We start from the raw sequence: 16,292 nt of genomic DNA, 5'->3' as shown, positions 1-16,292 counted from the left end.
TTCGCTTGGGGACAGGTCGGTGAACGTAGAACAAGTTGAAACATTCGCATTTCAGTATGTGATTCATGTTGGTGCTTTGATCTATGTCAATCAACTTGCAGTGTCGGGGTTGCGATGCTGGATGCAAACCAATTGTCGAATACCGTCGAACTTAAAGGCAAAGCTAAAATGTTCGGCAATGTCAGATCAAAGGTGAAAAGCTATTCGCGATGTTCTGGAACCTGTTACCAGCTTTGGGTGGCATCGGCCTGTTTCTTATCGGCATGCTGCTGATGACGGACGGTTTGAAGGCTTTGGCAGGGGCGAAATTACGAGATATTTTGGGTCGGTTCACGTCGACACCGTTTACCGGGGCGGTAACAGGCGCGGTCACGACAGCTGCAATCCAGTCTTCTAGTGCAACGACTGTCGCGGCAGTAGGATTTGTCGCGTCTGGCCTTCTCACGTTTCCACAGGCGCTTGGGATCATCTTTGGGGCCAATATCGGAACGACTATGACAGGTTGGCTCGTCGCGCTCTTGGGGTTCAAGCTAGACCTGGGGCAAGTGATGTTGCCCGTTGTTTTTGTTGGGGCTTTGCTGGCGCTTTCGGGAAGGAAAGCGGTTTCCGGCCTTGGGCTGGCGTTGGCCGGGTTCAGCTTGATTTTCATTGGGATCGAGCAACTCAAGTCCGGGCTTGACGTATTTCGCGGCATAGTGACTCCTGCCGATTTCCCGCCAGATACACTGCTAGGCAGGCTGAAGCTTGTATTGATAGGCGTGCTTATCACGATGGTGACGCAGTCTTCGAGCGCTGGCGTTGCGACCGCATTGGCTGCGTTGAGCGCGGGTGCTGTGAACTTCCCTCAAGCAGCAGCTCTCGTCATTGGAATGGATGTGGGCACGACTTTTACGGCAGTTCTGGCGACTTTGGGCGGGGGCACGATGGCGCGTCGAACCGGGTTTGCTCATGTGATCTACAACGTGATGACAGGAGCAATGGCTTTTTTCTTGCTAGGTCCATTTACTTCGGTGTTTGCAAGCGGGGCGGGGGCCGGAAATTCTCTGACTGCGCTGGTCGCGTTCCATAGTTTCTTCAACGCCATAGGCGTGGCGCTGATCTTGCCGTTCGCGAAACCCTTCGCCAGATTTGTCGAGGCGCTTATACCTGACCGAGGTGCTGAGTTAACGAGATCTCTGGATCCGCTTGTCCTTGGGATGCCGGAATTAGCCGTGGATGCGGCAAAGGCTGCAGTCGAACGCATTGTAAGGGCCGAAGTGGCGCACCTTCGGTCGTGTCTGGGGGCATCTCAGACAAACGGAATCGATTTTGGTCGGAATAACAATCAGACCGCCGTGTCCGAAGCCCGCTCGTATCTGGACAAAATAGAACTGCCCAGCATGCCCGACGCAGAGATATCCAACATCAAGGATATGTACCATATCCTGGATCATCTTGACCGGTTGCTTTACCGGTGTGGCCAAGATGATCGGATAAGCGAGTTACCAAAAGACTGGCGGTTGAAGCGGCTTGCTTCGGTGATGATTGCAGCAACTGATGGCTATTTGGAAATCGACGACCCAGTGGAGTGTGAAATTACGCTGAACCGCGTTCGCCGTTTTCTGCGACGACAGAGGAAACTTCGCAGAGACTTGCTCATCTCTGACGCTGCGACTGACAGTCTGCCGGTCGACGTGGTCTGGGCTCGCTTGGATGCCCTCAGATGGTTGCATCGAGTGTCTTATCACCTCTGGCGAATTCGTCTGCATTTGAACGCATTGGAAGGAGTGCCGTCTGGGCGCAAGGGTGGTGAGGTCGATGACGAGGTTGCGTAGTTGGAGGTTGGCTTGGATTAGATTCGGCGCGCGCTCAAACGCTATTCGACTGAAACGCCAATGTTCGTGCAGGTGCGGACAACATGAGCAAGGTCAAAGACGTTCCTTAGCTATACTGTTTAATGGGATCTTCATTTGTGGCAGAGATTTGGAGGGGAATATGCAGGTTTATCGAGGGATTTTACTGGCACTATTCGTCACGGGGCCTGCACTAGCGCAGGAGGTCAGCGTCAGTGAGGGAAGTGATTTGTACCGGACGTATTGCTGGCAATGTCACGGTTTCGAAGCGACCGGAGACGGGCCAATGGCCGAAATGTTGGCTATTCGAACACCCGACCTTACCAAATTGGCGGGCGAAAACGACGGTGTGTTTCCGATAGTTCGCATAGCTGAACAGATTGATGGTCGTTCACAATTGCTCGCCCATGGGGGCGAAATGCCAATCTTTGGCGCGGTGTTTGAGACAGACCAACAAATCGCGGTGGCTCTACCTAATGGGCAACCTATGATGGTAGGCCTGCCGTTGGCGAATTTGCTCGCCTTTCTTGAATCGATCCAGTCTGAATAGTCACTGACCAATCTGGTCATCCGTTTCAGCCGTTCGTCTGATTGACATGAGAGTCAACGGCGGCCCCAACACCTCGAAGGCCACAGTACTGGCTAGAGTAAAGGCCATGATCGACGCGGCCCAATGCGGAAATTGCTCTCCGGCTACAAGGGCCATACCTACCGCGACACCAGCCTGTGGCAACAAAGCGGGACCGTACCAGCGGGTCTGACGGCGAGGCAGGCCGCCCAGTTTTGCTCCGCAGTAACCTCCGACAAGGCGGGCCACGGCACGTAAGAATAGGAAAAGAACACCAGCCCAGCCCATCAAACCGAAGGCTTCAATTTCCAACGTGGCGCCAGCCAACAGGAAGAACAGGATCATGAATGGCCACTGAATGTGCTCGATCTCATGAAAAGCACGGTCGTGATGGCGGGCAAGATTCCCGATCACCGCGCCGACAACCATGCCTGCTACTAGAAATGAAACCTCCAGCCAAAGCGCGAGACCCGCTGTAAGAAAGACGATGCCCACTGCTTCTGCCTGCATTGGCTCTCCCGGTTTCAAACGGCCGGTTAGGTAAGCGGACGGAACGCCCAAGGTGACACCCAAAACAATGGCGCCCCCGAAATCCCACATCGCTGCGGCGGTGATGCTGGCCCAACCATCCGAATGACCGGCCAGAACCAGGGCGATGCTGAAAACGATCAGACCCCAAGCGTCATCAATTGCGACGACGCCCTTTAATGTCTCGGTAAAGCTGTTAGACACCCCAGATTGTTTGATCACATCAGTCATGGCGGCCGGAGCCGTAGCTGTGGCAATTGCCGCCAACACCAATGCCAATCCAAACGGCATACCAATTGCGGTCAATCCAGCAGACACGATAACAAGGGTTGCAACCACGATTGAAATCGAAATCGTCAGAATGGCCCGGCCATGTCGAACCAGGTTCTCGTGGGTCAAAGATCCGCCAAGAAGGAACGCGACCATCGTCAAAGCCACAATGGAAATCTCGTCGAACCACATGGCAACGTCGAGTGGGATTAGCCCCATTCCGGCGTTCCCGGCGATCAGTCCGAGGAACAGTAAGGTTGTAACACGAGGAAGATGCGTGGCCCGGCCTAGTTGGTCGGCCGCCAATCCGGCAAGAAAGAGAACACCAAGAGTAATCAGAAAGCCGGCAATGTGCATAGAAATCCAAACGTTAAGTTCTTGTCTAGACTACTCTAACCCCAACACTGCCCTCTAGGAACCGATGTCGGAGAGAATGCGAGTGTCCCGTTGCGGCCTATGCCGAGGGTAATAAAAATAAGGGATTTTGATCTGTATTAAGGCGAAAGCGCGCCGCAGGTGGCACAATAGTCTATTCAGGGAATGAGGAGGAATTTTCGATGCCGACAAAGAAATCTAACACAAATAGCCCGACCTCACTTTTGGATGTTTTCAAGCAAATGCAGCCGCCCATTTCTGGCAATCTGGCGTTCGGTGCCCAGATCGAACAATTTTGGGACGCGCAAGAAAAATTGCTCGAAGAAACAGAGGCCTTTGCGCAGCATTGGTTCGAACGGCGTCATGAGGCGGTCCGGACGGCTCTAAAAGCTGCACGCAATGTGTCTTCCGCGAACCCGTCCGATCCCTCTAAAGCCCTTCAGAGCATGGCGGAGTGGCAGCGCCATTCGGCGGAGCGGTTGGTTGCTGACGCTCAGGAATGGTTCGAAACCGTGTCCCGTTGTGCATCTTATGTCGCTGAAACCGAAGCTGAAGCTGTTGAGAAAACAGTTGATGATGTTGTAGCCGCTACAAAGAGCGCGGGGAAATCTTCAAAGTCCGAGCCTGTATAGGTTTCCTGCTGCCGAGGAACCAAACTGGAATCATCGGAGCGGTAGATAGGAGGTCAAATGTACAAGAATATCCTGATCCCGGTTGCTCTGGACCAAGAACACGACACACAAGCGTCGTTTGAGGCCGCGCGCCAATTGGCTGATGTGGACGCTGTATTCACCGTGATACACGTCCAAGAGCCAATTCCGGCTTACGTTGGGTCTCAGATTCCAAGCGAAGTGCTTGTACATACGCGGCATGAGATATGGGAGAACCTGCATAAGACTGCCTTTGAAATTTCAGACGCGAAGGTACAGCTCATCTCTGGGCATGCGGGTAGGGCTATTGTCGACTTCGCTAATCAGAACGACGTTGATTGCATCGTCTTAGCGTCGCACAAGCCGGGATTCGAGGACATATTTCTAGGTTCCACTGCGAACAGAGTCGTGCATCATGCCAAGTGTTCGGTTCACGTAATTCGGTGATCCAAAGCTAGCGATGCGAGATATTTATGGAATGGCCCTTTCTTGCTGAGCCAAATTAGAGGTCTTGTCAGAAGAACTTGTCTTGGGGCGGGCAGGGGTTTTGCGTAGCTTTTGCCATGACCAATCCTGCCTCTTTCAAGTATTTCAAAACAGCCCCGAGATCACCCGCCTTGCAGTGATGCTGTATATCCGTTTCCCGCTCTCGCTTCGGAATGTCGAAGACTGTTGCACGAGCGAGGCATCGACGTGAGACACGAAACTGTCCGGTATTAATGGAGCAGGTTTGGCCCAGTGTTTGCTGTTAAGTTAACGCGGAAGCGTTTTCAGCAGCTGCGCGTATTCTTGAAATGGAAGTGGCACGTGTACGAGGTTTTCGTGAAGGTGAATGTAATAGGCACTACCTCTGGCGGGCCGTCGATCATAAGGGCGAAGTGCTGGAAGCTATCGTTACCAAACGCCGAAACAAGCTGGCGGCATTGAACCTCCTCAAGAAATTGATGAAGCGCCACAGCTCTGCAGAAGAGATAGTTACAGACCGCTTTGCGTCGTATTAGGCGGCTCTCAGAGAGCTCGGCGCTACCGAAAAGCAGAAGACGGGCAGGTGACTCAACAACCGCGTTGAGAATTCGCGCCTCCCGTTTCGACAACGTGAACGCGCCAAGCAGCGTTTCAAACGCATGCGAAGTTTACAGAAATTCGCCACCGTCCGTTCCTCCGTCTACAAACACTTCAATCAGAAAAGATCCCTCAACGGCCGAGACTCCTTCAAGCTGACACGCATCGCCGCTCTCGCAGGGTGGCGTCACCTTTGTTCTGGATAGGTTCACGGTTTCCGCGGCAATCTGAGACTGGTTAGAATTCGTCTGACGGCACCGCCACTCAAGCCGATTGTGTTTCTGACCAGTGAGCAAAGCCATCTGGTCCGCAAGGCAGTACGTCCCGTATTTTCCTGAACCCTAACTGCCCCTGCGATGCAGATCAGATCACCGGATCTGGTAGTAGAATGACAGCTTGCGACTGGCGCCTCCGGGTGGGCGTGGGAAAGGTGCGGCGGTTCGGACCTGTTCCTTTGCGGCACGTTCTATGTCGGGTGAGCCAGAGCTTTCGACGACTTCGACCCAAGCCAAAGAGCCATCGGGATCAATCTGAAAAAACACGCGCGCATGTCCGCGCGCAGCAACGTAGACGATTGGCGCTCGGTTCAAATGAACAAGAACCTCACCGGCATAGTTTGTTGTATCCGAGTTTCCGGGGCCACGTCCCCCAGACCGATTGCTGCCTCTGCTTTGTCGGAAGACATCCACACCTTCTCGTTTGAAGGCCGTGAGAGGCGATTCAACTGTCTGTTCGGGAAAGCGCAGACTGTCGAAGTTTCTGAAAACCTCCAATGATCTTGGCTGTTCCGTTTGCGCATTGCGATTTGGTGGTCGCGGTCGAAGCGACGATGTAGGGGCCTGATCCGTTTGCTCTGATTCCGCTTCGGGAAGAGGCACATCAGCGTCATCCTCCAAAGGGTTCAACGCTGTATCCGGTGTCACGGGCTCAAGGGTTTCAGCTTCTTCGGTGTCGACCGGAGAGAGCTCGGGTGGCAAAGCGGCAATCTGTACGTCATTTACCGGTTCTTCGACAGAAGAGGGTTCGACCGGTGAAATGGTTTGATCGGGTGTTGCTTCCGGGTTTTCGGTCGCGGTATCGGATCCTGCGGCTTCAGCGCTTTCACCATTGTCATCAGGGGCTTGTTCCACAGGTTCGGTGACGGCTTCGTCAGGCGCTCTGGGCTGAATGATCGTCGAGTCTCCGGTATCGGGCGCATAGGTTTGCTTTGGGTCGGGCGACGCGACGCGGGCATCGCTTGTGGGAATTTCGGCCTCGCGCGGCTCAACTGGTGGTTCTTCTGGCGGGGGCGGCGCTTCGGTCAGCTCCGGCTGAACGGGTTCAAGTTGGGTATCGACAAACTCTTCGAATGTATTGCCTAGCTCGACAGTGTCAGTTTGGTCTTCTCCGGTGGCTTGGTTTGAAAAGTTTGGCACAGTCAGGGTTAGGCCCCCAAGATGCACCAGCACAGAAACCGAGATCGCAAGGAGTGCGACGAATAAAGACCGCCGGATCATTCGAGGGCCTGTTCTGTCACCAGAAAAACCGAAGGCGCACCTAACCGGCGCAGATTGCTGGTAATCTCCATCAACGCGGGGGCAGGTGCATTTCTATCCGGCACGATCCGCACAGGCCCGCCGTCGTGGTCTTGCATGAATGCCTCGGCGCTTGTCGGTCTGCCACGAAAGCGCAACGTGCCATCCGGATACAGGACAAGCGCATCTGGGGGCTCGCGACCTTCAAGATCTGCGGTGTTTACCAGATCCAGTTCTGAGTCCAGCGGCGGCGCTATCGTGCCCGCGATCAGAAAAAAGATCAGAATGAGGAAGACGACATTGATCAACGGAATAGTTGAATCTCGGTGTCGGCCGGGTCGGATTTTGCGGATCATCGACTTACTCCAACACGCTAACCGTCAGACCTTCGCGACCACGCAGCCGAACAAGAAGATCCACAAGCCGTTGTGCGGACGTGTCGCTATCAAGGCTGACCAGAACCTGACCGGTCAGGGTTTGCTCGGCCAAGTCGTCAAGCGACATGGGCTGGCCATTCAACACCGCCCGCGTGGCGCCAAGTTGAACAAAAAAGCGCTCGGTTGGTTCCGCGTCGCTTGACCCGCCCGCAGCCGCACTGCTGAGTTCAATCTCGCTGAACCGTGAAAAGGTCGAGGACAGCATGAAAAACAGCAAAAGCAGAAAGATCACATCGATCAGGGGCGTCATCGACATACGCCGCCGGACAAATGGCGCGGTGTTACGCATGTTCCGGTGCAACTGAAACTGCTTCGGTTCCAACTGCGCTTGTTATCGAGGGTCCTGGCACCAGAACCGTGCGAAGAGCCTTGTCCGCAAAAACACGCTCGCGTGCGGTGCGACTTTCCAGCCAGGACAAAACCATCGAAGTCGGCATTGCAACGGCCAGACCTACGGCTGTGGTAATCAAGGCCACCCAAATCCCACCGGCCAGAACCGATGGATCAACTGATGACCCTGCGGCTTGCAGACTTTGGAATGCGCTGATCATACCCAGAACCGTGCCAAAAAGACCCAACAAAGGTGCAAGCTGTGCCACTGTGTCCAGCAGGCGGAAGCCACGCTCCAACCCCGCAAGCACAAGGCTCGCCTCGGCATCCAGCCTGTCATCGGCCCCGGGCAAGCCCGATGCGTCCATCGCAGCGCCTACGATGGGCGCAAGATAGCTTTTGCTACCAGCCAGTTTTGCGCGTGCTGCGTTCTGGTCGCCAGAGTCCCATGCAGCCAGTGCTTCGGACAGAACCTTGTGCCGACCGACACCACAGACCGCAAATTGCCAGAGTTTGTAAAGCGTGACGGCCAGCGTCAGAACCGACATCGCGATCAGGATCGCGACGACGGGTCCACCAAGGGCAAAGATCTCACGAAGTGCGGTCAGCGGACTCATCCCAAAAGCTCCATGTCTACCCGGCTGCTCATGGACAGGGTGTCTTCGCAAATTTCACTTTCGGATCCGTCCACCACGCAGGACTGTGCACCATTGATCAGGGCTTTCCCAACCGAAGCGCAAGCTAGGTTGGGTAAGTCGAACTGGCGAACGCGCAATTTGTCCGCCGGCAACTCACCGAACCTGAAAATAGAGAGTTGCAAAAGGCCACCATCGACATCAAACAAGACCGTTTCAAACACCGCGTTGTCTATCGAATGTCCGGTTTCATTCTTGACCAGAAACGTAAACCTGCAGGAACCCTCGATATCTTCGACCGTGTTCAATTCCATAAACAGTTTGCCTGATTGTTCGGCGTCAGATTGCGCAAGCGCGTATGACGACAGCCCCCCGCACAACACGGCCGCTGCAAAAAGGCGACTAAGAAACATAAGTTTACTCCATTTTTGTTGCGCTCAGTTTGCGGGCGATGACCATCAGTTGGCCGTTTGTTTGTTGTCCCAGTTGTTCGTCATGTAAAGGGTAACGAAGGGTCGAGGAGTAAAAGGATCGTCAGCGTAAGTTGATGAGTGCGTCTACATCGTATGAAATACGAAGCACAAAAAGAATTTCAACAGCGCTTGTGAACATCAAACCCAGCCGTAGCGGCACCGCGAGCAAAGGGCGAAAGTTTCTATCTAGGGCAGACACAACAGCTTGCCCGCCTAAATGCTGGGTTACGCCAGAACGGTGGATTGGACATGCTTTGCATATAAAACTTGCTAATCGCGCATCAACTAATGCATATTTGTCTATATTTTTTCTTCATTAGAATAATAACAAGTGTGCTTTTTATGGGGTGGACATCGAGCATAGTGCAATTTGCACGTATCAGGACCCAAAAGGGGAAGGGGCTCGATTTTGTCGTGGTTAAAGATTGTGTTGGTTCTTTGCTTTGTTGTGATCATACCGTTGCAAGCCGTTGCCAGCATTGGAAAAGTTATCAGTGCCAAGCAAGGTGCCCAGCTTATTCGTGAGGGAAAAGCTCAGCCTGTGTATTCAGGGATCGATGTCGTGTCAGGGGATACGATTTCCACGGACCGGACTGGGTTGATCCAAATTGTCTTTGTGGATGACACCAAGATCGCAATCGGCCCCAACGCGCGCATGGTGTTGGATGTGACTCTTTTACGTGGCAATCGTAAAGCCAAGAACTTTGCTGTTCAGGCGCTTGGCGGCAGCTTTCGGTTTATTTCCGGAAAAAGCCGAAAGAGGGCTTATTCGATAAAAACACCTTCAGCGACGATGGCGGTTCGCGGCACAACTTTCGATATGTGGGTCGTGTCGGAACAGCAAAGCGCGATGCTTGTGCTTGAGGGGACTGTCAGAATGTGCGGTCTCAATGGATCTTGCAGATCTTCGGGGCGTCAGTGCAGCATGTACGCGACAGGCGGCAGCGGAGCCGTCGGGCGCCCTGCCAGCCAGGCACAATATGAACAGGCGCTACAAAGCGGGTTTCCCTTTATTCAATCCCAGGAAGGTCTTTTGCCACCGTTGCAAGTAAGGGTCGAAGGCTGTGCCGGGGAAGCTACGCCGATACGACGTGTCAAACCCAATAGGGCAGAGCCGCGCGCAGCGCCCCCGCAACGGCGGGAAAGAACGGAAACCGTAGACGCGACTCCTGCGTCAAGCCCGTCACCTGCGGGACAGAGTGAGCCCGAAAGACCAGAGCCAGAGCAAGAGGAACCGGAAAGAGAAGAACCGGAACAAGAAGAGCCTGAAAGAGAGGAACCAGAGCGGGAAGAACCAGAAACAGAAGAAATCGATCATGAGGAGCCAGAACGCGAGGAACCGGATCACGAAACGACCGATAGAACGGGATCTGAAGAATGGTTCTCAACAAACGTTTTTGATTGACGGCGCGTTTTTCCTCTTTCCCGGAGGATGGTGTGAGCGAAAAGATACGTAAAACCAAGAATGGGCGATGGGCCTTTCGTCTTGTTGGGCTGGTCCTGATCCTCTTGGGCTGTTTCATCCGTGCAGTGGATCCTTACCCGGTTCGAATGACACGCCTGGTTTATTTCGATGTGCTTCAAAGGTTGTCCCCGCGAGAGTTCAATCCCGATCTTCCCATACGCGTCGTCGATATCGATGAAGATGCTTTGGCCAATTGGGGGCAGTGGCCCTGGCCACGCACTTTGGTTGCGCAGATGGTGGAAAACCTTGGGGAATACGGTGCTGCAGCCATCGCATTCGATATGCTGTTTGCCGAGCCGGACAGGTATTCGCCGTCACGGCTTTTAAACGATCCGTCATTGGCTGGCATTCTGACGGTAGAACACCACGCCAAGCGGCTGGACAATGATGTGCTGCTGGGTATGGAAATTGCCTATTGGCCAGTTGTTCTGGGTGCCGCCGCGCGGTTGTCTGAGGAAGGCAAGAGTATCGCAGCCAAAGCGGGTATCGTCGAATTTGGAGAAAATCCCACTGCTGGTCTGATCTCGGTTCCACATTGGACGCCAATTGCGCCTCCGCTGGATCGTACTGCCGCCGGTATTGGTGGTGTCAACGTCTCACCCATCGGCGGAACAGGCATCGTGCGCCGCGTGCCGGTGCTTTGGGATGGGCCGGATGGGCCTATGCCTGGTCTGGCTATAGAGTCTTTGCGTGTCGCGTTGGGAGAAACCAATATCTTCGCCGAAGGCGCTGTGGACGAAGAAGGGATCATGTTGGCGGTTGAGGTTGGCGGATACCAGGTGCCAACGACCGAGAATGGCGAGCTTTGGCTGAAATATCGGCGAGACACACCCGACCTGTATATTTCGGCCAACGACGTTATGAAGCGTTCTTCGGATGCGTCTTTACGGGCCGAAATCGAAGGGCGCATAATACTCGTCGGAACATCCGCTGCCGGATTATTCGACATTCATCAAACGGCGCTTGGGGAAAGCGTTCCTGGTGTTTCCATTCATGCACAGATGATCGAGCAGGTTCTGACCCAAGACATGCTCAGCCGTTCTGACGTGACGGCTGCGCAAGAACTGCTTGCTTTTGTCTTTCTGGGGCTTGTGGTCATCGCCGTCATGTCCAGCTTCGGCGCTGTCGCGTCTTTCGTCGCCGGAGGTATTGCCGCAGCTGCAGTTCTTTCGATCAGCTGGATGGTCTTTCAAAACCAATCGGTGTTGTTCGACGCTACATTTCCTTTGATCGGCGGTATGGCAAATTTCGGTCTTTTGGCGGGGTATCTGTTCATATCGACCGAGCGCGAAAAGCGTGAGATCCGAAAGGTGTTCTCGCATTACGTCGCCCCGGAGATCCTTGATGAAATGGAGTACTCGGGTCACCAACTGCAACTGGGAGGGGAAACTCAGGAAATCACGGTGATGTTTTCAGATATTCGTGGGTTTACCTCTCTGTCCGAGTCGGCATCCGCCACTGAACTTGTTTCAGTACTGAATGCGCTGTTCTCTAAAATCGGGGACCAGGTGTTGTATGAGCGGGGAACGATCGACAAGTTCATTGGCGACGCAATAATGGCCTTTTGGAATGCGCCAATACCCGTCGCGGACCATCCATGTCGCGCGGCATTCGCCGCGCTCAAGATGCGGAGTGCTTTGGCGGACTTCAACGCATCCGGAATTATGAACAACCGTCAACCCATTGCATTGGCAACAGGAATTGCCACGGGGCAGGCATGCGTTGGTAACATCGGGTCCGAAAAACGATTCAACTATACTGTCATCGGGGATGTCGTGAACGTATCAGCACGGCTCGAACAAAGCTGCCGTACGGTCGACTATGATATTGTTGTTTCAAGCGGGGTTTCTCAAGCCGGGCAAGCGGATCTGGCCCTGTTGGAAGCTGGGCATGTTGATCTGAAGGGCAAAGCCAATCCGGAACCAGTGTATATACTGGTAGGGAACCAACTTGTACGAGAGACTGCGGCTTTCAAAGACCTTGAAGCTTTGCACAGCGAATTGATTTCTGCGATCACTGATCGACACCCGCAAAGCAGAATTGAAGATTTGTGTCGGTGCTGCGAGGGCTTGGCTGAAAATATCGAACCTGGGCTGCGCCGGTTCTATCGCGCGCTTCTTGGGAGAACGGCCGATTTCAGATCAGATATACCTGCAGGTGAGCTTATCTTCACCAGATACAATCACAGGCTCGGATCTGAGTAGGCGGCGTTCACGTCCAGGAAAACGATCTGCTTTAACCAGACTTCATTGAAATGGCTCGAGCGTGTGAGTTTGGCAACTCGACGCCGGGTGATCTTCTGCTTTGACGACTTTGGCGCGCGGGATACCGCACAAAAAGATGTCGCATTCCTTGAATTTGGCGTAAGACGTTAGCGCAAACTGTTTTGCTACAAGCCAGCAATGGCCTGGTCGGAAAATGCGACGGACAAAAAGGGGGAGAGCAGGTGTATCTTGGTCTGGATCTGGGGACATCCGGTCTCCGCGGTATTGTTGTGGACGACGGCGGGCGTGTGCTTGCGGATGCCGAAGCGGGTGTTGAAACCTCAACGCCGCGCTCTGGCTGGTCGGAGCAAGCGCCATCGGACTGGATCAAGGCTTGCCAAAAGGTGGTTGTCCAATTGCGCCGGGCGAATTCTGCAGCGTTTTCTGCTGTGCGTGCCATTGGGCTAAGCGGGCATATGCATGGTGCCACGTTACTTGACCACGAAGGCTCGGTGTTGCGGCCATGTATCTTGTGGAATGACACGCGGTCCGCGTCCGAAGCTGCCGAGTTAGACGGTTCCACCGGGATGCGCGAGGTTACAGGGAATATCGTTTTTCCAGGATTTACGGCGCCAAAGCTGGAATGGGTGCGCGTACATGAACCCGAGATCTTCGAAAAAGTGTCTAAGGTTCTGCTTCCCAAGGATTACCTGCGTTTTTGGCTCACAGGCGAATATATCAGTGACGTGTCGGACAGTGCCGGGACAGCGTGGCTGGATGTTGGTCGCCGCGAATGGTCTGACACGGCGCTTGAGCTGGGGCATATGCGCCGAGATCAGATGCCTCAACTGGTTGAAGGCAGCGCGGTTGGAGGGCAGCTACGGACCGAGATCTTGCAGAGCTGGGGCCTGACCGGGCCTGTACTGGTTGCAGGAGGAGCAGGAGATAACGCTGCAGCAGCCTGCGGTATCGGCAGTATCGACGAAGGTACGGGTTTTCTGTCACTGGGAACCTCGGGGGTGTTGCTGGTGGCGAAAGAAAGTTATGCGCCCGCGCCGGAAACGGCGGTTCATTGCTTTTGCCACGCGGTGCCCAACCGTTGGATTCAAATGGGTGTCATCCTGTCCGCCACAAACAGTCTGAACTGGCTTTCACGCAACGTGGGACAGCCTGTTGCAGCGTTAGCGTCTGCCTTGCCGGACCGGATCGATGGGCCCTCGGATACGACTTTTTTGCCTTACCTGTCAGGCGAGCGGACACCCCATAACGACAGCGCCATCAGAGGGGCTTTTCTGGGGCTGGATATAGCGGCGGATCCCAAGGCGCTGACACAGTCTGTAATGGAAGGTGTCGCCTTTGCCATGCGCGATTGTCTTGAGGCGCTCAGGGGTACGGGAACAACGCCCCAAAGTCTTCTCGTCGTGGGGGGCGGGGCACGATCGCGGTTTTGGCTGGAGACGCTGGCGACTGCTCTGAACACACCGCTTGCTTTGCCCAAAGGAAGTGAGTTTGGCGCAGCGACCGGTGCGGCACGTCTGGCCGCCTGCGCATCTGAAGGGGCAGATCCAAAGGACATTATGACCCCGCCGGACATTTCAGAGGTCATTATGCCCAGAACAGAACTGTGCGATGGGTATGATGAAGCGTACCAACGCTATCGCCAATACTACACGGCCCTGTCGCCGCTGTCGGTGCAAAGATGACGGATCAGTCTTCTGCGACCATTGAGCGGGTCACCTTGCAAGACGGTGACATGTCTGTTGCCTTGCTGAACTATGGCGCGATCACACAAGGTTGGTGGATGGGACAAACGCCGTTGATACTGGGCTATGACTCTCCGCAGGATTACCTCACAGATCCGTATTATCTGGGCGCAACTGTCGGACGCGTGGCCAACCGCATCAGCGGAGCCCGGTTCGACTTGCTGGGCGAAACCTGTCGCTTGACCGCGAATGAGGGGCAAAACACCTTGCATGGCGGCGGGACCGGGTTGTCCAGAAGACACTGGAATTTCCGTGAAGTTTCTAGAAATCAAGCTGTTCTGTCCGTGGTTTCACCTGACGGCGACGGCGGCTTCCCCGGCTCAGTGCGGTTTGAGTTGGGCGTAGAGCTTAAGTTCCCGCGCCTGACCTACACGATCACCGCGCGTCCGGATCGACCCACGCCGATCAGCATCGCGCAGCATAATTATTACACTCTTGGCTGTTCGCAGGGCATTCTCGATTGTCGTCTCAAATTAAATGCCGATCAGTTTCTGGAACTAAACGAAAGCGCTGTTCCCACAGGCCGCATTCTGAACACCAAGGACGAAAATCTGGATTTCTCGTGCCGTCGAATTATTGGTCAAGAAACAGGCTGTCTTGACCATTACTTCGTGTTTGCGGACGGGAGAGATGTGAAAATGCCTGTGGCAGAAGTCGACGCACCAACGGGTTTAAGTATGAAAGTCTATTCCGATCAACCCGGTGCTCAGGTCTATGCGGCGGCGCATTTGTCGGATCCGTTCAGACCTGGGGCCGCGCTTTGCATTGAACCTGCCGGATACACAGACGCGGTCAACCATCCCGCGTTCCCGTCTGTGATCTGCACGCCGGAAAGGCCTTATCATCAGAAACTTACGTTAGAGATAGACGGGGTGCGCACATGAGAGGTCAGATTTCGGCGGCCGTTGCCGGCCTGTGGCTGTTCGTACCCGCAGTTCAGGCACAAGACCTTGGCCCGGTTCCGACGTTTGTTGAGCCGGATCTAGAACGTGTCGAGTTGGGGCAACTGCTGTTCTACGACCCCATCCTGTCGGGAAACAAAAACATCAGCTGCGCGACCTGCCATCATCCTGAACTTGGCACATCTGACGGCCTCTCGCTTGGAATTGGCGAGGGTGGTGTGGGACTTGGGGCAGAGCGTAACATCACTCAGGACAACACGCCTGAACAGCGGATCCCGCGAAACTCTCCGGGCTTGTGGAATTTGGGCGCGCTGGAGTTCACGACCTTTTTCCATGATGGGCGGTTAGAGGCTGATCCGACACAGCCAAATGGCATCCGAACACCGTTAGGAACGGATATGCGGCCCGGTTTTCAATCGGCTCTGGCCGCGCAAGCGATGTTCCCGGTGCTTTCACCCGACGAAATGGCTGGGCACTATTCCGAAAACGAGGTGAGCAAGGCCGTGCGACTTGGCTTGTTGACCCAAGAGGGCGGGGCCTGGGACCTGATCGCGGCCTGGGTGGCGGCGATACCGGAATATTCGCGGCGGTTTGAGGACATCGCGCCCGGGGAAGAGATCACCTTTACCGCCATCGCCAATGTCATCGCGGATTTCATCGCGTTTGAATGGCGGGCAGATAACAGCCTTTTTGACCGCGCGATGCGGGGTGAAGAAACTCTGCCCGCGACAGCGCAATTGGGTATGACACTGTTTTACGGTGAGGCCGGGTGCAGCAGCTGTCATTCTGGATGGTTCCAGACGGATCATAGTTTCCATTCCATAGCCATGCCCCAGATCGGCCCCGGAAAAGCGGCCCGTTTCGAAAACCACGTGCGCGATGACGGACGGTTGCGCGTCACGGGCGATACAGGGGACGCGTTTGCCTTTCGCACACCCTCGCTGCGGAACGTGACGTTGACCGCGCCTTACGGGCACAGCGGCGCTTATGCGAAGCTTGAGGATGTGGTGCGCCATCATTTGAATCCGGTGGCAGCCTTACGCAGATATTCGATCGAGAAAGCCGAACTGCCCGGATTTCATGGGGCCAAGGATGCCCAGGCCATGCAGGACCCGGCACACGTCGAAGCGATTGCCGCTTCTAACACATTGGCTCCTGTTAGCCTGAGCGACGATGACATCAGCGCCATCCTGAGTTTCCTCGGCACTCTGGAGGACCCGGCAGTTCGGTTGGGTGTGCCCAAGACGGTTCCAAGCGGTTTGCCCGTTGACCAATAGTCATCGG

15 protein-coding genes and 1 pseudogene are annotated in these 16,292 nt (G+C 54.8%); 10 read left to right on the top strand and 6 right to left on the bottom strand.

Going from position 1 to position 16,292, the window contains the following annotated elements:
* Nucleotides 1-209 precede the first annotated feature (209 nt).
* Nucleotides 210-1,814 carry a Na/Pi cotransporter family protein gene (locus tag ACXADZ_RS11385; protein ID WP_475196413.1) on the top strand — a complete coding sequence of 535 codons (1,605 nt, stop codon included), beginning with the start codon at nucleotides 210-212 and terminating at the stop codon, nucleotides 1,812-1,814.
* A 160-nt stretch (nucleotides 1,815-1,974) separates the two neighbouring features.
* A complete protein-coding gene (locus tag ACXADZ_RS11380; RefSeq protein ID WP_475196411.1) occupies nucleotides 1,975-2,382 on the top strand; it encodes a c-type cytochrome in 408 nt (135 codons plus the stop codon).
* On the opposite strand, the gene ACXADZ_RS11375 is transcribed toward ACXADZ_RS11380, so the two are convergent.
* A complete protein-coding gene (locus ACXADZ_RS11375) occupies nucleotides 2,383-3,555 on the bottom strand; it encodes a cation:proton antiporter (protein ID WP_475196409.1) in 1,173 nt (390 codons plus the stop codon).
* A gap of 200 nt (nucleotides 3,556-3,755) precedes the next feature.
* Between ACXADZ_RS11375 and ACXADZ_RS11370 the strand changes: the two genes are divergently transcribed.
* The 3 genes and pseudogenes from ACXADZ_RS11370 to ACXADZ_RS11360 all read left to right on the top strand — a co-directional run bounded on the left by ACXADZ_RS11370 (nucleotide 3,756) and on the right by ACXADZ_RS11360 (nucleotide 5,491).
* Nucleotides 3,756-4,205, top strand: a complete 450-nt coding sequence (locus ACXADZ_RS11370; protein WP_171089140.1) for a phasin family protein — start codon at nucleotides 3,756-3,758, stop codon at nucleotides 4,203-4,205.
* 57 nt (nucleotides 4,206-4,262) lie between these two features.
* Nucleotides 4,263-4,670, top strand: a complete 408-nt coding sequence (locus ACXADZ_RS11365; RefSeq protein WP_475196404.1) for a universal stress protein — start codon at nucleotides 4,263-4,265, stop codon at nucleotides 4,668-4,670.
* 116 nt (nucleotides 4,671-4,786) lie between these two features.
* Nucleotides 4,787-5,491 (top strand): annotated as a pseudogene (locus ACXADZ_RS11360) (IS6 family transposase).
* A gap of 162 nt (nucleotides 5,492-5,653) precedes the next feature.
* Here the strand turns inward: ACXADZ_RS11360 and tolA are convergent.
* From tolA to ACXADZ_RS11335, 5 genes are read right to left on the bottom strand one after another with little or no spacing between them, the layout of a single operon-like run.
* Nucleotides 5,654-6,781, bottom strand: coding sequence for a cell envelope integrity protein TolA (gene tolA, locus ACXADZ_RS11355; protein ID WP_475196402.1), 1,128 nt, complete (start codon nucleotides 6,779-6,781; stop codon nucleotides 5,654-5,656).
* Complete coding sequence (locus tag ACXADZ_RS11350; RefSeq protein WP_475196400.1) at nucleotides 6,778-7,155, bottom strand: ExbD/TolR family protein; 378 nt, start codon at nucleotides 7,153-7,155, stop codon at nucleotides 6,778-6,780. Before ACXADZ_RS11350 ends, tolA begins: the two co-directional genes overlap by 4 nt.
* A 4-nt stretch (nucleotides 7,156-7,159) precedes the next feature.
* Nucleotides 7,160-7,486 (bottom strand): ExbD/TolR family protein, encoded by a 327-nt coding sequence (locus tag ACXADZ_RS11345; RefSeq protein WP_171091123.1) that lies wholly within the window; start codon nucleotides 7,484-7,486, stop codon nucleotides 7,160-7,162.
* A 31-nt stretch (nucleotides 7,487-7,517) separates the two neighbouring features.
* Nucleotides 7,518-8,183, bottom strand: a complete 666-nt coding sequence (locus ACXADZ_RS11340) for a MotA/TolQ/ExbB proton channel family protein (RefSeq protein WP_475196398.1) — start codon at nucleotides 8,181-8,183, stop codon at nucleotides 7,518-7,520.
* Nucleotides 8,180-8,614, bottom strand: a complete 435-nt coding sequence (locus ACXADZ_RS11335; protein ID WP_475196396.1) for a hypothetical protein — start codon at nucleotides 8,612-8,614, stop codon at nucleotides 8,180-8,182. The genes ACXADZ_RS11340 and ACXADZ_RS11335 overlap by 4 nt, the downstream gene beginning before the upstream one ends.
* A 469-nt stretch (nucleotides 8,615-9,083) precedes the next feature.
* On the opposite strand from ACXADZ_RS11335, the gene ACXADZ_RS11330 reads away from it, so the two are divergent.
* The 5 genes from ACXADZ_RS11330 (at nucleotide 9,084) to ACXADZ_RS11310 (ending at nucleotide 16,285) form a co-directional block, all read left to right on the top strand.
* A complete protein-coding gene (locus tag ACXADZ_RS11330) occupies nucleotides 9,084-10,079 on the top strand; it encodes a FecR family protein (RefSeq protein ID WP_475196393.1) in 996 nt (331 codons plus the stop codon).
* A 32-nt stretch (nucleotides 10,080-10,111) separates the two neighbouring features.
* Entirely contained in the window at nucleotides 10,112-12,343 is a 2,232-nt protein-coding gene (locus tag ACXADZ_RS11325; protein WP_475196390.1) for a CHASE2 domain-containing protein, read from the top strand.
* 242 nt (nucleotides 12,344-12,585) lie between these two features.
* Complete coding sequence (xylB, locus tag ACXADZ_RS11320) at nucleotides 12,586-14,046, top strand: xylulokinase (protein WP_475196388.1); 1,461 nt, start codon at nucleotides 12,586-12,588, stop codon at nucleotides 14,044-14,046.
* Nucleotides 14,043-14,990 (top strand): aldose epimerase family protein, encoded by a 948-nt coding sequence (locus ACXADZ_RS11315; protein ID WP_171669662.1) that lies wholly within the window; start codon nucleotides 14,043-14,045, stop codon nucleotides 14,988-14,990. The genes xylB and ACXADZ_RS11315 overlap by 4 nt, the downstream gene beginning before the upstream one ends.
* Nucleotides 14,987-16,285: a cytochrome-c peroxidase gene (locus tag ACXADZ_RS11310; RefSeq protein ID WP_475196385.1), complete on the top strand. Its 1,299-nt coding sequence runs from the start codon at nucleotides 14,987-14,989 to the stop codon at nucleotides 16,283-16,285. The genes ACXADZ_RS11315 and ACXADZ_RS11310 overlap by 4 nt, the downstream gene beginning before the upstream one ends.
* The last annotated feature ends 7 nt before the right edge of the window (nucleotides 16,286-16,292 follow it).

The organism is Ruegeria sp. ABM4_193 (assembly GCF_056158705.1).
This window is presented reverse-complemented; position numbering and strand designations above follow the sequence as displayed.

What these genes read in the sequence shown, in the direction of transcription:
- ACXADZ_RS11385 (WP_475196413.1), top strand. Translation starts at nt 210, where the DNA reads ATGTTCTGGAACCTGTTACCAGCTTTGGGTGGCATCGGCCTGTTTCTT.
- ACXADZ_RS11380 (WP_475196411.1), top strand. Translation starts at nt 1,975, where the DNA reads ATGCAGGTTTATCGAGGGATTTTACTGGCACTATTCGTCACGGGGCCT.
- ACXADZ_RS11375 (WP_475196409.1), bottom strand. Translation starts at nt 3,555, where the DNA reads ATGCACATTGCCGGCTTTCTGATTACTCTTGGTGTTCTCTTTCTTGCC.
- ACXADZ_RS11370 (WP_171089140.1), top strand. Translation starts at nt 3,756, where the DNA reads ATGCCGACAAAGAAATCTAACACAAATAGCCCGACCTCACTTTTGGAT.
- ACXADZ_RS11365 (WP_475196404.1), top strand. Translation starts at nt 4,263, where the DNA reads ATGTACAAGAATATCCTGATCCCGGTTGCTCTGGACCAAGAACACGAC.
- tolA (WP_475196402.1), bottom strand. Translation starts at nt 6,781, where the DNA reads ATGATCCGGCGGTCTTTATTCGTCGCACTCCTTGCGATCTCGGTTTCT.
- ACXADZ_RS11350 (WP_475196400.1), bottom strand. Translation starts at nt 7,155, where the DNA reads ATGATCCGCAAAATCCGACCCGGCCGACACCGAGATTCAACTATTCCG.
- ACXADZ_RS11345 (WP_171091123.1), bottom strand. Translation starts at nt 7,486, where the DNA reads ATGACGCCCCTGATCGATGTGATCTTTCTGCTTTTGCTGTTTTTCATG.
- ACXADZ_RS11340 (WP_475196398.1), bottom strand. Translation starts at nt 8,183, where the DNA reads ATGAGTCCGCTGACCGCACTTCGTGAGATCTTTGCCCTTGGTGGACCC.
- ACXADZ_RS11335 (WP_475196396.1), bottom strand. Translation starts at nt 8,614, where the DNA reads ATGTTTCTTAGTCGCCTTTTTGCAGCGGCCGTGTTGTGCGGGGGGCTG.
- ACXADZ_RS11315 (WP_171669662.1), top strand. Translation starts at nt 14,043, where the DNA reads ATGACGGATCAGTCTTCTGCGACCATTGAGCGGGTCACCTTGCAAGAC.
- ACXADZ_RS11310 (WP_475196385.1), top strand. Translation starts at nt 14,987, where the DNA reads ATGAGAGGTCAGATTTCGGCGGCCGTTGCCGGCCTGTGGCTGTTCGTA.